Source organism: Algibacillus agarilyticus, from assembly GCF_003286125.1.
Lineage (GTDB): Bacteria > Pseudomonadota > Gammaproteobacteria > Enterobacterales > Alteromonadaceae > Algibacillus > Algibacillus agarilyticus.
The window spans coordinates 101,374-115,362 of sequence record NZ_QMED01000015.1 but is presented as its reverse complement, the minus strand read 5'-3'; the positions used below and the strand labels follow the sequence as shown (position 1 = coordinate 115,362).

Sequence of the window (13,989 nt, the reverse complement as noted above, 5' to 3'; positions counted from 1 at the left end):
TGTCTGTGGGGGCGCATTATAGGGATTTAATCTCACCCGTCAACACTCTTTTTAAATTAAATTAATCTTTTTTTACATTGATTAAATAACGTCCTCTTGATGCTTTTAATTACACCAAATCTACAGCAAACATACGATTAGCAATGTATTTTGTTATTTTAACAAACCATACAAATAAGCTTAGTTCGATATATTTAACCATTTACATTAATTAATTTACTATTTAATAAAAATTCCACAGTAGTGATCATTAGATTATCTAAAAATAAAATTTAATAAGATTAGAAGTTATCAAAATCTTAAACGCAAAATTGTTTTGAAAATATACTTTAGGTATTTGGGTATTTGGGTATTTGGGTATTTGGGTATTTGGGTATTTGGGTATTTGGGTATTTGGGTATTTGGGTATTTGGGTATTTGGGTATTTGGGTATTTGGGTATTTGGGTATTTGGGTATTTGGGTATTTGGGTATTTGGGTATTTGGGATATTAAAATTTATGTGGGGAAATAAAAAAGGGCCCTTAGGCCCTTTTTTTATTCTTCTACTGCTTCTTCAATGCTTTCGTCTTCTACTTGAGGACGATCAACAAGCTCAACGTATGCCATTGGAGCGTTGTCACCAGCACGGAAACCGCACTTTAAGATGCGAGTATATCCACCAGGACGTTCTTGGTAACGAGGACCAAGGTCTGAGAATAATTTACCTACAACTTCTTTATCTTGTGTACGTGCAAATGCTAAACGGCGATTTGCTACGCTGTCACTTTTAGCCAATGTAATCAACGGTTCGATAACACGACGTAGTTCTTTCGCTTTTGGCAATGTAGTTTTAATCACTTCATGCTTAACTAAAGAGCTAGCCATGTTGCGGAACATTGCTTGACGATGACTACTGTTTCTATTGAGCTGACGGCCACTATTACGATGACGCATATTGCTTTCCTTCTACCACTATTTCAGGGACGAAGATTAATCTTTTTCTGCGATGCTGGCTGGAGGCCAATTTTCTAATCGCATACCTAATGACAAACCGCGTGAAGCGAGTACATCTTTAATCTCAGTAAGTGATTTCTTACCGAGATTTGGTGTTTTAAGTAATTCAACTTCAGTACGTTGAACTAAATCACCAATGTATTGTACTTGCTCTGCTTTCAAACAGTTTGCTGAACGAACAGTCAGTTCGAGATCATCAACCGGGCGTAACAGAATTGGATCAAACTCAGGTTTTTCTTCTTTCTGTTCCGGTTCAGATACATCACGTAACTCAACAAATGCATCTAACTGTTCGGCTAATATTGTCGCAGAGCGACGAATAGCTTCTTCAGGGTCGATAGTACCATTTGTTTCCATGTCGATAACTAATTTATCTAAATCAGTGCGCTGCTCAACTCGAGCAGAATCGACATTATACGAGATGCGTTCAACTGGGCTGAATGATGCATCTACAAGTAAACGACCAATAGGACGATCATCTTCTTCAGAGGAACGACGAACTGAAGCAGGAACATAACCGCGGCCTCGTTCGACTTTAATACGCATGCTAATTTCAGCATCTGCAGTTAAAGTACAAATAACGTGCTCTGGATTTTTAATTTCCACATCACCATCATGAGTGATGTCCGCTGCAGTAACAGGGCCAGCACCTTTTTTACTTAACGTTAGCATTGCTTCGTCTTTGTTTTCTAAAACAACGGCGAGACCTTTTAAGTTAAGTAAAATTTCGATTACGTCTTCTTGAATACCTTCTTTACTACTGTATTCATGAAGAACGCCGTCAATTTCCACTTCAGTAACAGCTACACCAGGCATAGACGAAAGTAATATACGACGAAGCGCATTTCCTAACGTATGACCAAAGCCGCGTTCCATCGGCTCAAGTGTAACTTTTGCACGATATGGACCAAGAGATTCAATATCAACCATTCTTGGTTTAAGGAACTCAGTAACAGAACCCTGCATCGTTTCCTCTCTGTTAATTTACGCTTACTTAGAGTATAGCTCTACGATTAGCTGTTCATTAATATCTGCAGATAAATCGCTACGCTCAGGAAGACGCTTAAATGAGCCTTCTTTCTTATCTGCATCAACTTCAACCCATGTCGGCTTTTCACGTTGCGCTGCAACTTCTAAAGCTGATTGGATACGTGCTTGTTTCTTCGCTTTTTCACGAATAGAAACTGCATCTTCTGCCTTAACGACATAAGATGGAATGTTTACTACTTGGCCATTAACAACAATTGCTTTATGACTAACTAGCTGACGAGCTTCTGCACGAGTAGAAGCATAACCCATACGATAAACAACGTTATCTAAACGAGTTTCTAACAAAGTAAGAAGGTTTTCACCTGTATTACCTTGTAAACGAGCTGCTTCTTTATAATAGTTGCGGAATTGCTTTTCTAATACACCGTATATACGACGTACTTTTTGCTTTTCACGTAACTGTAAACCGTAGTCAGATAAACGACCACGACGTGCACCATGTTGACCAGGTGCTGTTTCTAAATTACATTTTGAATCTATAGCTCGAACGCCGCTTTTCAAGAACAAATCTGTTCCTTCACGACGACTGAGCTTAAGCTTTGGCCCTAAATATCTTGCCATCTTCTTTCTCCAGTATCAGAGGAACAAATTAAACGCGACGTTTCTTAGGAGGACGACAACCATTATGAGGTATCGGCGTCACATCCGTAATGTTAGTGATCTTAAAGCCTGTTGCATTTAATGCACGGATCGCTGATTCGCGACCTGGACCTGGACCATTAACAAAAACTTCAAGGTTTTTCAAACCGTACTCTTGTGCAGCAACACCAGCACGCTCAGCAGCAACCTGCGCAGCGAATGGAGTTGATTTACGAGAACCACGGAAACCTGAACCACCAGCGGTAGCCCAAGATAATGCATTACCTTGACGGTCTGTAATTGTTACAATTGTATTGTTAAAAGAAGCATGGATATGAGCCATACCATCTGCAACTTGTCTTTTGGCACGTTTACGCGTGCTACGAACTGGAGCTTTAGCCATTATTCACTTCTCCTACTTCTTAATAGGCTTACGAGGACCTTTACGCGTTCTAGCGTTAGTCTTCGTACGTTGACCGCGAACAGGCAAGCTGCGACGGTGACGAATTCCACGGAAACAACCGAGATCCATCAGACGTTTAATGTTCATTGAGATTTCACGACGTAAATCACCTTCAACGGTGAATTTGCCGACCTCTTCACGAAGCAAATCTAGTTGAGCTTCATCAAGATCTTTGATCTTAACTGTCTCAGCGATACCTGCTGCTGCACAAATAGCTTGTGAGCGAGTCTTACCGATACCATAGATAGCTGTTAAACCAATAACAGCGTGCTTGTGTAGAGGAATGTTAATGCCAGCGATACGGGCCACTATGCCACTCCTAAATAAATAAAATTAAATTTCTTCGGCGCGAAAAGCCCGTGAGGATACTCGAACCGATTCATAATTTCAAATATAAGTTGTAATTATCATTAAATAATTACAACTTAAATATCGAAATTAACCTTGACGTTGTTTATGTTTTGGATCTGATGAACAGATCACACGAACAACACCGTGTCTTTTGATGACTTTGCAGTTACGGCAAATAGTCTTTACAGATGCACGAACTTTCATTTTAAAGTCTCCGTTATATATAGCTACGTATTAGCGACCAGCGCCTTTTAAGTTAGCTTTTTTTAGGACAGACTCATACTGACTCGACATCAAATGAGTCTGTACTTGAGCCATAAAGTCCATTATGACAACAACAATGATCAATAGTGAAGTTCCACCAAAGTAAAACTGCACATTCCACGCGACCATCATGAATTCGGGTACTAAGCATATAAACGTTATATATAATGCGCCGGCTAAAGTTAGACGAGTCATTACTTTATCAATATAACGTGATGTTTGCTCACCCGGACGATAACCAGGAATAAATGCACCAGATTTCTTTAAATTTTCTGCTGTTTCGCGAGGGTTAAATACCAACGCGGTGTAGAAGAAACAAAAGAATATAATAGCTGCTGCATATAACATCATGTATAACGGTTGACCAGGTGATAAAACTAATGACACTTGCTGTAGAACTTCTGCAACAGCGCCTTCACCTTGACCAAACCAGCTCGCTAATGTACCAGGAAACAATATAATGCTCGATGCAAAGATAGGTGGTATAACACCTGCCATATTTACTTTTAAGGGTAAATGTGTGCTTTGCGCTGCAAATACTTTACGACCTTGTTGTCGTTTAGCGTAATTAACAACGATACGTCGTTGACCACGTTCAACAAAAACAACAAAGTACGTTACCGCTGCAACGATAACAGCAATAAGCAGTAACAATAACAAGTGTATTTCACCTTGTCGTGCTTGCTCAGCCGTTTGACCAATTGCAGTTGGCAATCCTGCCACAATACCCGCGAAAATAAGCATTGATATACCATTGCCTATCCCACGTTCAGTTATTTGCTCACCTAACCACATTAAAAACATGGTACCAGTAACCAAACTTACAACAGCTGTAAAATAAAATCCAAAACCTGGATTTATTACTAAACCACTCACCATATTAGGTAAGCTTGTTGCAATACTGAAGGACTGGAATATTGCTAATAATAATGTGCCATAACGCGTGTATTGACTAATTTTGCGACGACCTGCCTCACCTTCTTTTTTCAATTCAGATAAGGTTGGATGTACATGAGTCATTAACTGCACAATAATCGATGCAGAAATATAAGGCATTATGCCGAGTGCCATTACAGAAGCTCGCTCAAGAGCACCACCAGAGAACATGTTAAACATCTCTATGATTGTGCCTTTCTGTTGCTCAAATAACTCTGCTAATACTACAGTATCAATACCAGGTATTGGGACATATGAACCAGCTCTAAAAACGATCAATGCACCAAATAAGAACATTAATCGCTGTACTAATTCAGATGTGCCACCTTGAGTACTGTTAAATTCCAGTCCAGGTTTAGCCATGGGTCAATTATTCCTCGATTTTACCGCCGGCAGCTTCAACAGCTTCACGCGCGCCTTTAGTTGCGCCGATGCCTTTGATAGTTACTGCACGGGTAATTTCGCCCGATTTAACAACTTTTACGCTTTTAACACTTTTCTTTACTAAGCCGGCAGCTTTTAATGTTGCTAATTCAACAACATCACCTTCAACTTTTGCGATTTCATTTAATGTTACTTCAGCAGCAAATAAAGATTTGCGTGATGTAAAACCAAATTTAGGCAAACGTTGTTGAAGTGGCATTTGACCGCCTTCAAAACCTGCACGAACCTTGCCGCCTGAGCGTGATTTTTGGCCTTTATGACCACGACCACCAGTTTTACCTAAACCAGAACCGATACCACGACCTACACGCTTTTTACCTGGTTTTGAACCAGCAGCGGGGCTAAGAGTATTAAGGAACATTATTAACCCTCCACCTTAACCATGTAATAAACTTTATTAATCATACCGCGAACAGAAGGAGTATCTTCTACTTCAACAGTGTGATTAATACGACGTAAACCTAAACCTTTAAGCGATGCTTTATGCTTAGGCAAACGACCTATTGAACTTTTAACTTGAGTTACTTTTAAAGTTGCCATGTCGTCTTACCCCAGAATTTCTTCAACAGCCAAACCACGTTTGTTAGCAACTTGCTTAGGAGATTTCATATCTACTAAAGCACCAATAGTTGCACGAACTACGTTGATTGGGTTTGTTGAACCATAACACTTAGATAGTACGTTCTGTACACCAGCTACTTCAAGTACTGCACGCATTGCACCACCGGCAATGATACCAGTACCTTCAGATGCGGGTTGCATGTAAACTTTTGAACCTGAATGACGCCCTTTAATAGGGTGTTGCAACGTATTGCCTTTAAGTTCAACAGTAACCATGTTACGACGAGCTTTTTCCATTGCTTTTTGAATAGCAGCTGGAACTTCACGAGCTTTACCGTAACCAAAACCTACACGACCATTACCATCACCAACTACAGTCAATGCTGTGAAGCTGAAGATACGGCCACCTTTTACAACCTTCGATACACGGTTGACAGCGATCATTTTTTCAAACAATTCGCCTTGCTTTTGTTCTGTATTAGCCATTATCCACTCCTAGAACTGAAGTCCAGCTTCACGAGCAGCGTCAGCTAATGCTTGAACACGACCGTGATACTTGAAACCGCTACGATCAAAGGCAACAGCTTGGATGCCTTTTTCGATAGCTCGTTCTGCAATTGTTTTGCCAATTAATTTAGCTGCGTCAACGTTACCAGTACCAGAGATACTTTCACGGATTGATTTTTCTACAGTTGATGCAGATGCAATAACTTCGCTTCCGTTAGGAGCGATCAACTGAGCATAAATATGACGCGGAGTACGGTGAACAACTAAACGGTTTGCACCTAACTCGCTAATTTTTTTACGTGACGCAGTAGCGCGACGTAAACGAGATGCTTTTTTATCCATCGTATTACCCTACTTCTTCTTAGCTTCTTTACGACGAACATGTTCATCAGCATAACGAACGCCTTTACCTTTATAAGGTTCAGGTGGACGATAGCCACGAATGTTTGCCGCTACTTGACCAACCAATTGCTTGTCTGCGCCTTTAACTAAAACCTCAGTTTGAGTTGGCGTTTCAATCGTAATACCGGCAGGTACTGCGAATTCAACTGGATGAGAGAAACCTAATGAAAGATTCAACGTTTCACCTTTAGCTGCTGCACGGTAACCGACACCAACTAACTGTAATTTACGCTCGAAGCCTTTGCTTACACCAGTAATCATATTGTTTACTAATGCACGAGCAGTACCAGCTTGAGCCCAAGCACCAGCAAAACCTTCACGAGGTTGTGCTAATAACTCATTGTCATTTTGTACTAACTCTACAGCTTCATTAAGCTGAACTGAAAGTGTTCCAACTGAACCTTTAATCGTTACGTCCTGACCGTTGATTGAAACATCAACACCGGCAGGGATAGCGACAGGAGCTTTTGCTACACGAGACATTCTATATACTCCTTATGCTACGTAACCAAGGATCTCACCGCCCATACCCGCTTTACGCGCTGCACGGTCAGTCATGATGCCTTTTGAAGTAGAAACGATAGCAACACCTAAACCACCTAATACTTTAGGTAAATCTGCGCGGCCTTTATAGACACGTAGACCTGGGCGGCTTACACGTTGAATAGAATCTATTACTTCTTTATCTTGGAAATACTTAAGTGTTACTTCCAACTCTTTTTTTACATCACCAGATACTACATAATCAGTGATATAACCTTCATTCTTAAGTAATTCAGCAATTGCTACTTTTACTTTTGATGAAGGCATTTTTACTGCAACTTTTCGTGCAGCCTGTCCATTACGGACGCGGGTGAACATATCCGCGATAGGATCTTGCATGCTCATAATTCGTTACTCCAGTCTGCAGCCAATTACCAACTAGCCTTTCTAAGGCCAGGGATTTCGCCACGCATACAGGCTTCACGTACTTTGATTCGGCTCATGCCAAATTTACGTACATAACCATGCGGACGACCAGTCACGTTACAACGATTACGTTGACGTGATGGACTTGAATCACGTGGTAACGTTTGAAGTTTTAAAACCGCGTCCCACTTGTCTTCATCTGATGCGTTAACATCGCTGATGATAGCTTTAAGAGCCGCACGCTTTTCAGCATACTTTGCTACTAATTTCGCGCGTTTTACGTCGCGAGCTTTCATTGATTGTTTAGCCATAACCCTACACCTATTTCTTGAACGGGAAGTTAAAGGCAGCCAGCAACGCACGTCCTTCATCGTTAGTCGCAGCAGAAGTAGTAATGGTAATATCCATACCACGTACTTTATCTACTTTGTCATAATCGATTTCTGGAAAGATAATTTGCTCGCGTACACCCATGCTATAGTTACCGCGGCCGTCAAAAGACTTAGCACTAACACCACGGAAGTCACGGATACGTGGAATTGCAATAGAGATTAAACGCTCTAAGAATTCCCACATACGCTCGCCGCGCAGGGTTACTTTACAACCAATTGGGTAGCCTTCACGGATTTTAAAACCAGCTACAGACTTTCTTGCTACTGTAACAACAGGCTTTTGACCTGCAATTGCTGTCATGTCGCTAACAGCGTGTTCAATAACTTTCTTATCTGCGATTGCTTCACCTAAACCCATGTTTAGAGTGATTTTTTCAATCCGAGGGACTTGCATGACACTCTTATAGCCAAACTCTTTAGTAAGCTGCGCTATAATAGTCTCTTTGTATAAATCATGCAGTTTCGCCATCGTACATCTCCAACTACTTAGATCAATTCATTGCTCGATTTGAAGAAACGAACTTTTTTGCCGTCTTCAACTCGAAAACCAACACGATCTGCTTTACCCGCTTTCGCGTTGTAGATCGCTACATTTGAAACATGAATTGCTGCTTCTTGCTCCTTGATCCCACCTTCAACTTGAAGCTGTGGATTAGGTTTCACATGTTTCTTTACAAGGTTTATACCTTCTACAATCATTTTATCGTTTTGTAAGACTTTGGTTACTTTACCAGTTTTACCTTTGTCTTTACCTGCGATAACAATGATTTCATCGTTACTGCGAATTTTCGCTGCCATTATCAATACTCCTTAAATTACTTCTGGAGCCAAAGACACAATTTTCATGAACTTATCATTACGAAGTTCACGTGTCACAGGGCCGAAAATACGAGTGCCGATTGGCTGTAAGTTAGCATTTAACATTACAGCTGCGTTTCCATCGAAACGAATGGCTGAGCCATCCTGACGACGAACGCCCTTTCTAGTGCGCACCACTACCGCGTTTAGGACATCACCTTTCTTAACTTTGCCGCGAGGAATTGCTTCCTTCACTGCAACTTTAATAATATCACCGATGCCTGCGTAGCGACGGTGCGAACCACCAAGGACCTTAATACATTGCACGCGTCGAGCGCCGCTGTTATCAGCAACGTCTAACTGTGTTTGCATTTGGATCATTTTATGTGCTCCGCTGTCTAAATTCAGGGTTAACAACTAACCCTTCACTGCCTTAAATTCCCGTCCTATTTAGGATGGGCGCGAGAGTATAACACCACAATCACAAAAATGGGAACTTTATTTGCGTTTATATAAGATAACTGACCGAATTTTAATAAGTTTATTGCTATATTCCGTGCTTTCATCGCGTTTTAACGGCTTTCAAGCTGCTCACTTATCAATCAAGTAAAGCGTAAAATACAATCTCAAAAGATTATTTATTCAAGCCATAAAAAAACGGTCCTATAAAGGACCGTTTTTATTCGTTCGATTTAGAAAAATTAAGCTTTTTCTAATACGTCAACTAATGTCCAAGATTTATTCTTAGAAATAGGACGACATTCGCGGATCGATACTAAATCACCTTCGCCACACTGGTTAGTCTCATCATGCGCACTAATTTTAGTAGAGCGGATAACGAACTTACCGTATAGAGGATGTTTAACACGACGCTCGATCAAAACAGTGATAGATTTATCCATTTTGTCACTGATCACGCGACCTTGTACTGTACGAATAGTAGCTTCGCTCATTACGCACCTGCCTTTTCAGTTAAAATGGTCTTCACTCTTGCGATGCTGCGACGTACGTTTTTCAATAAGTGCGTTTGCGCTAATTGGCCAGTACTCGCTTGCATGCGTAAATTGAATTGTTCACGCAACAATTCAAGCAGTTGAGCATTAAGCTCTTCTACAGACTTGTCTTTTAATTCGCTAGCTTTCATTACATTACCGTCCGAGTTACAAAGGTTGTTTTAAATGGTAATTTAGCTGCTGCTAAGCCAAAAGCTTCGCGTGCGAGTTCTTCAGATACACCTTCCATTTCGTATAAAACACGACCTGGTTGGATTTGAGCTACCCAATACTCTACAGCACCTTTACCTTTACCCATACGTACTTCAAGCGGCTTTTTAGTAATTGGCTTATCCGGGAATACACGGATCCAGATTTTACCTTGACGCTTAACGGCACGTGTCATTGCACGACGTGCAGCTTCGATTTGACGCGCAGTCATGCGGCCACGTTCAGTAGCTTTAAGACCAAACGAACCAAAGCTAACTTTGTTACCGGTTTGCGCTAAACCACGGTTACGTAGTTTAAACTGCTTACGGAATTTAGTTCTTTTTGGCTGCAACATTATGAACGCTCTCCTCTAGGCTTACGTGGTTTAGCTTTACGTTGCTTCGGCTCTTCTTGCTGAGCTTGAAGAGGTAAATGACCTAAAACTTCACCTTTAAAGATCCACACTTTAATACCGATAATACCGTATGTAGTAAGTGCTTCAGCCGTTGAGTAGTCGATATCAGCACGTAAAGTGTGTAATGGAACACGACCTTCACGATACCATTCAGCACGTGCAATTTCTGCACCGCCTAAACGACCACTAACTTGTACTTTAATACCTTTAGCACCGATGCGCATTGCATTTTGTACTGCACGTTTCATAGCACGACGGAACATTACACGACGCTCTAATTGACTTGCGATACCTTCAGCAACTAATTTTGCATCTAGCTCAGGTTTACGAATTTCAGAAATGTTGATTTGTGCAGGTACGCCAGCTAATACTGCTATTTTTTGACGTAACTTCTCAACATCTTCGCCTTTTTTACCAATCACAACACCTGGACGGGCTGTGTGAATAGTGACACGAATACTCTTAGCTGGACGCTCAATAATAATTTGAGATACTGAAGCTTTAGCAAGTTCTTTCGTTAAGTACTTACGTACTTGGTGATCACTAAACAAAGTATCAGAGAACTCGTTAGAGTTCGCGTACCAGGTAGCTCTCCATGGTTTGGTAATACCTAGGCGAATACCATTAGGATGTACTTTTTGACCCATTTTTTATTCTCCTAGCTATCCGATACAACCACAGAAATGTGACTTGTGCGCTTAATAATGCGATCTGCACGACCTTTAGCACGTGTCTTGATACGCTTCATTGTTGGACCAACATCAATAAAGATGCGACCAACAAAAAGCTCATCAATGTCAGCACCTTCGTTGTGTTCTGCATTGGCAATAGCTGATTCTAAAACTTTCTGGACTAAATCAGCGCCTTTTTTCGGGCTGTATTTAAGAACGTCTAATGCTTTCTCTACATGTAAACCACGAATTTGGTCAGCGACCAAACGAGCTTTCTGTGGAGAAATACGGGCAAATTTATGTTTAGCTATAACTTCCATCTATTTACCCCTTAGCGTTTCTTCGCTTTCTTATCCGCAGCGTGGCCGCGGTAAGTGCGTGTAGGTGCGAATTCACCCAGTTTATGACCGACCATTTCGTCAGTTACGAATACTGGTACGTGCTGGCGACCATTATGGACAGCAATGGTCAGTCCGATCATGTCTGGAATGATCACTGAACGACGAGACCAAGTTTTAATAGGCTTCTTGGTACCGCTTTCCACCGCTGTTTCGACCTTCTTCAGCAAGTGTAGGTCTATAAATGGACCCTTCTTGAGAGAACGTGGCATGGTGATTCCTCTATATTACTTATTACGACGACGTACGATATATTTATCAGTACGCTTGTTTTTACGGGTTTTGAAACCTTTAGTTGGCATACCCCATGGTGATACAGGATGACGACCGCCCGAAGTACGACCTTCACCACCACCGTGTGGATGATCAACTGGGTTCATTGCAACACCACGTACTGTAGGACGTACGCCGCGCCAGCGCTTAGCACCTGCTTTACCTAATTGGCGTAGCATGTGTTCAGCATTACCCACTTCACCAATTGTCGCACGACAATCAGCTAAAACTTTGCGCATTTCGCCAGAACGCAAACGTAAAGTTACGTATGCACCATCGCGAGCGACTATTTGAACATAAGTACCAGCAGAGCGAGCTAATTGCGCGCCTTTACCTGGACGTAATTCAACAGCATGTACAGTTGTACCTACTGGGATATTACGCATCGGTAATGTATTACCTGCTTTAATTGCTGCATCAACACCTGATTGGATTGCATCGCCAGCTTGAACACCTTTAGGAGCCAAGATGTAACGACGTTCACCATCTGCGTATAATACTAATGCAATGTTTGCACTTCTGTTAGGATCATATTCTAAACGTTCAACTTTAGCCGGGATACCGTCTTTGTTGCGTTTGAAATCGACAACACGGTAATGATGTTTATGACCACCACCGATGTGACGTACTGTGATACGACCTTTGTTATTACGGCCACCAGATTTAGAGTTTTTCTCTAAAAGTGGGGCGTATGGTGCGCCTTTATGCAGATCAGGGTTTACCACTTTTACCAAGTGGCGACGACCTGCTGACGTAGGCTTACACTTAACTACTGCCATTATTAATCTCCTACTGCTATTCAGCGCCGATGAAATCTACTTCGCTGCCTTCAGCTAAAGTAACGTAAGCTTTTTTCCAGTCAGCACGTTTACCAAAACGTGCGCCGAAACGCTTAGATTTACCTTTAACATTCGTAGTGCGAACACCTGTCACACTTACTTCGAACAGCTTTTCAACAGCAGCTTTAACTTCTGCTTTAGTCGCATCAGTTGCAATTTTAAATACTAAAGTGTTGTTACCTTCAGCAGTTTGAGTTGCTTTTTCTGATACATGAGGTGCTTTTAATACTTTTAGTAAACGTTCTTCACTGATCATGCTAACGTCTCCTCAAGTTGTTTAACTGCACCAGCAGTAATTAATACTTTGTCGTATGCAATTAGGCTAACTGGGTCGATACCTTGAACATCACGAGTATCAACTTTAATTAAATTACGTGCAGCTAAGAATAAGTTTTCATTAACTTCTTCTGTAACAATTAAAACGTCTTTTAATTCAAGCTCGTTTAATTTTGCAGCTAATTCTTTAGTTTTTGGTGCTTCAATAGCAAAATTTTCAACAACGATTAAACGCTCTTGACGTACTAATTCAGACAGAATGCTCTGAATTGCGCCACGATACATTTTACGGTTTACTTTTTGGCTAAAATCTTGCGGCTTAGCAGCAAACGTTACACCACCGCTGCGCCAGATTGGGCTGCGGATTGTACCAGCACGTGCACGGCCAGTACCTTTTTGACGCCATGGCTTCTTACCGCCACCACGTACTTCTGAGCGAGTTTTTTGCGCGCGTGAACCTTGACGACCAGCAGCTGCATATGCAGTTACTACTTGGTGTACAAGTGATTCATTAAATTCACGACCGAAAGTAGCTTCAGAAACTTCTACTGCGCCAGAAGCGTCTTTTAAAGTTAATTCCATCATCTACCTCCAGTTACGCTTTAACAGCTGGTTTAACGATAACGCTACCGTTAGTTGCGCCTGGTACGGCACCTTTAACTAACAATAAGTTACGTTCTGCATCTACACGTACAACTTCTAAGTTTTGAGTTGTTACACGTTCAGCACCCATGTGGCCAGCCATTTTCTTACCTTTAAATACACGACCTGGTGTTTGGTTTTGACCAATTGAACCAGGGGCACGGTGAGAAAGTGAGTTACCATGAGTCATATCTTGAGTTCGGAAATTCCAGCGCTTAACGCCACCTTGGAAACCCTTACCTTTAGACGTACCTGTAACATCTACTTTTGCAACATCTGCAAAGATGTCTACTTTGATTTCTGAACCGACTTCGAAGCTTTCATCGTTACCCGTGCGGAATTCCCACAAACCACGGCCAGCTTCTACGCCAGCTTTTGCAAATATACCTGCTTGAGGTTTATTTACACGATTTGCTTTTTTAGCACCCGTTGTAACTTGAATTGCGCTGTAGCCATCTGTATCAACAGTTTTCACTTGAGTGATACGGTTGGCTTCAACCTCGATAACCGTAACAGGAATCGATACACCATCTTCAGTGAAGATGCGTGTCATTCCGACTTTACGTCCGACCAAACCAATAGCCATGTTAATAACCTCTTAACCTTACGATTGTTTGTATGCC

General features: G+C 41.4%; 27 protein-coding genes. All 27 read right to left on the bottom strand.

Going from position 1 to position 13,989, the window contains the following annotated elements; genetic code table 11:
* Positions 1 to 535: 535 nt before the first annotated feature.
* The 27 genes from rplQ to rplC all read right to left on the bottom strand — a co-directional run bounded on the left by rplQ (position 536) and on the right by rplC (position 13,952).
* A complete protein-coding gene (gene rplQ, locus DPX34_RS13050; RefSeq protein WP_111978871.1) occupies positions 536 to 934 on the bottom strand; it encodes a 50S ribosomal protein L17 in 399 nt (132 codons plus the stop codon).
* Between the two features lie 36 nt (positions 935 to 970).
* Positions 971 to 1,960 carry a DNA-directed RNA polymerase subunit alpha gene (locus tag DPX34_RS13045; RefSeq protein WP_111978870.1) on the bottom strand — a complete coding sequence of 330 codons (990 nt, stop codon included), beginning with the start codon at positions 1,958 to 1,960 and terminating at the stop codon, positions 971 to 973.
* Positions 1,961 to 1,984: 24 nt separating this feature from the next.
* Positions 1,985 to 2,605: a 30S ribosomal protein S4 gene (gene rpsD / locus DPX34_RS13040; protein ID WP_111978869.1), complete on the bottom strand. Its 621-nt coding sequence runs from the start codon at positions 2,603 to 2,605 to the stop codon at positions 1,985 to 1,987.
* 28 nt (positions 2,606 to 2,633) lie between these two features.
* Positions 2,634 to 3,026 (bottom strand): 30S ribosomal protein S11, encoded by a 393-nt coding sequence (rpsK, locus tag DPX34_RS13035; protein WP_111978868.1) that lies wholly within the window; start codon positions 3,024 to 3,026, stop codon positions 2,634 to 2,636.
* Positions 3,027 to 3,038: 12 nt separating this feature from the next.
* Positions 3,039 to 3,395, bottom strand: coding sequence for a 30S ribosomal protein S13 (gene rpsM / locus DPX34_RS13030; protein WP_111978867.1), 357 nt, complete (start codon positions 3,393 to 3,395; stop codon positions 3,039 to 3,041).
* Positions 3,396 to 3,524: 129 nt separating this feature from the next.
* A complete protein-coding gene (rpmJ, locus tag DPX34_RS13025; protein WP_016955054.1) occupies positions 3,525 to 3,641 on the bottom strand; it encodes a 50S ribosomal protein L36 in 117 nt (38 codons plus the stop codon).
* A 30-nt stretch (positions 3,642 to 3,671) separates the two neighbouring features.
* Positions 3,672 to 5,000 (bottom strand): preprotein translocase subunit SecY, encoded by a 1,329-nt coding sequence (secY, locus tag DPX34_RS13020; protein ID WP_111978866.1) that lies wholly within the window; start codon positions 4,998 to 5,000, stop codon positions 3,672 to 3,674.
* 7 nt (positions 5,001 to 5,007) lie between these two features.
* The gene (gene rplO / locus DPX34_RS13015) at positions 5,008 to 5,442 is read right to left on the bottom strand and encodes a 50S ribosomal protein L15 (protein WP_111978865.1); all 435 of its coding nucleotides are present in this window, start codon (positions 5,440 to 5,442) and stop codon (positions 5,008 to 5,010) included.
* A gap of 2 nt (positions 5,443 to 5,444) precedes the next feature.
* On the bottom strand, positions 5,445 to 5,621 hold the full coding sequence (gene rpmD, locus DPX34_RS13010; protein WP_111978864.1) for a 50S ribosomal protein L30: 177 nt from the start codon (positions 5,619 to 5,621) through the stop codon (positions 5,445 to 5,447).
* Positions 5,622 to 5,627: 6 nt separating this feature from the next.
* Positions 5,628 to 6,128: a 30S ribosomal protein S5 gene (rpsE, locus tag DPX34_RS13005; protein ID WP_111978863.1), complete on the bottom strand. Its 501-nt coding sequence runs from the start codon at positions 6,126 to 6,128 to the stop codon at positions 5,628 to 5,630.
* Between the two features lie 9 nt (positions 6,129 to 6,137).
* On the bottom strand, positions 6,138 to 6,491 hold the full coding sequence (gene rplR / locus DPX34_RS13000) for a 50S ribosomal protein L18 (RefSeq protein ID WP_111978862.1): 354 nt from the start codon (positions 6,489 to 6,491) through the stop codon (positions 6,138 to 6,140).
* Between the two features lie 9 nt (positions 6,492 to 6,500).
* A complete protein-coding gene (rplF, locus tag DPX34_RS12995) occupies positions 6,501 to 7,034 on the bottom strand; it encodes a 50S ribosomal protein L6 (protein WP_111978861.1) in 534 nt (177 codons plus the stop codon).
* A 12-nt stretch (positions 7,035 to 7,046) separates the two neighbouring features.
* Positions 7,047 to 7,439, bottom strand: coding sequence for a 30S ribosomal protein S8 (gene rpsH, locus DPX34_RS12990; protein WP_111978860.1), 393 nt, complete (start codon positions 7,437 to 7,439; stop codon positions 7,047 to 7,049).
* Between the two features lie 26 nt (positions 7,440 to 7,465).
* Complete coding sequence (gene rpsN / locus DPX34_RS12985) at positions 7,466 to 7,771, bottom strand: 30S ribosomal protein S14 (RefSeq protein ID WP_111978859.1); 306 nt, start codon at positions 7,769 to 7,771, stop codon at positions 7,466 to 7,468.
* A gap of 10 nt (positions 7,772 to 7,781) precedes the next feature.
* Complete coding sequence (gene rplE / locus DPX34_RS12980; RefSeq protein ID WP_111978858.1) at positions 7,782 to 8,321, bottom strand: 50S ribosomal protein L5; 540 nt, start codon at positions 8,319 to 8,321, stop codon at positions 7,782 to 7,784.
* A gap of 17 nt (positions 8,322 to 8,338) precedes the next feature.
* Positions 8,339 to 8,650, bottom strand: a complete 312-nt coding sequence (gene rplX, locus DPX34_RS12975; RefSeq protein ID WP_111978857.1) for a 50S ribosomal protein L24 — start codon at positions 8,648 to 8,650, stop codon at positions 8,339 to 8,341.
* Between the two features lie 12 nt (positions 8,651 to 8,662).
* The gene (rplN, locus tag DPX34_RS12970; RefSeq protein WP_111978856.1) at positions 8,663 to 9,031 is read right to left on the bottom strand and encodes a 50S ribosomal protein L14; all 369 of its coding nucleotides are present in this window, start codon (positions 9,029 to 9,031) and stop codon (positions 8,663 to 8,665) included.
* A 320-nt stretch (positions 9,032 to 9,351) separates the two neighbouring features.
* On the bottom strand, positions 9,352 to 9,603 hold the full coding sequence (gene rpsQ, locus DPX34_RS12965) for a 30S ribosomal protein S17 (protein WP_111978855.1): 252 nt from the start codon (positions 9,601 to 9,603) through the stop codon (positions 9,352 to 9,354).
* Entirely contained in the window at positions 9,603 to 9,794 is a 192-nt protein-coding gene (rpmC, locus tag DPX34_RS12960) for a 50S ribosomal protein L29 (protein ID WP_111978854.1), read from the bottom strand. Before rpmC ends, rpsQ begins: the two co-directional genes overlap by 1 nt.
* On the bottom strand, positions 9,794 to 10,207 hold the full coding sequence (gene rplP / locus DPX34_RS12955; RefSeq protein ID WP_111978853.1) for a 50S ribosomal protein L16: 414 nt from the start codon (positions 10,205 to 10,207) through the stop codon (positions 9,794 to 9,796). The genes rpmC and rplP overlap by 1 nt, the downstream gene beginning before the upstream one ends.
* A complete protein-coding gene (rpsC, locus tag DPX34_RS12950) occupies positions 10,207 to 10,914 on the bottom strand; it encodes a 30S ribosomal protein S3 (RefSeq protein ID WP_111978852.1) in 708 nt (235 codons plus the stop codon). Before rpsC ends, rplP begins: the two co-directional genes overlap by 1 nt.
* A gap of 11 nt (positions 10,915 to 10,925) precedes the next feature.
* A complete protein-coding gene (gene rplV, locus DPX34_RS12945) occupies positions 10,926 to 11,258 on the bottom strand; it encodes a 50S ribosomal protein L22 (RefSeq protein WP_111978851.1) in 333 nt (110 codons plus the stop codon).
* Positions 11,259 to 11,269: 11 nt separating this feature from the next.
* Complete coding sequence (gene rpsS, locus DPX34_RS12940) at positions 11,270 to 11,548, bottom strand: 30S ribosomal protein S19 (RefSeq protein WP_111978850.1); 279 nt, start codon at positions 11,546 to 11,548, stop codon at positions 11,270 to 11,272.
* A gap of 15 nt (positions 11,549 to 11,563) precedes the next feature.
* Positions 11,564 to 12,388, bottom strand: a complete 825-nt coding sequence (gene rplB, locus DPX34_RS12935) for a 50S ribosomal protein L2 (protein WP_111978849.1) — start codon at positions 12,386 to 12,388, stop codon at positions 11,564 to 11,566.
* A gap of 16 nt (positions 12,389 to 12,404) precedes the next feature.
* On the bottom strand, positions 12,405 to 12,704 hold the full coding sequence (gene rplW, locus DPX34_RS12930; protein ID WP_111978848.1) for a 50S ribosomal protein L23: 300 nt from the start codon (positions 12,702 to 12,704) through the stop codon (positions 12,405 to 12,407).
* Entirely contained in the window at positions 12,701 to 13,306 is a 606-nt protein-coding gene (gene rplD / locus DPX34_RS12925) for a 50S ribosomal protein L4 (protein WP_111978847.1), read from the bottom strand. The genes rplW and rplD overlap by 4 nt, the downstream gene beginning before the upstream one ends.
* A 13-nt stretch (positions 13,307 to 13,319) precedes the next feature.
* A complete protein-coding gene (rplC, locus tag DPX34_RS12920) occupies positions 13,320 to 13,952 on the bottom strand; it encodes a 50S ribosomal protein L3 (protein ID WP_111978846.1) in 633 nt (210 codons plus the stop codon).
* Positions 13,953 to 13,989 lie beyond the last annotated feature (37 nt).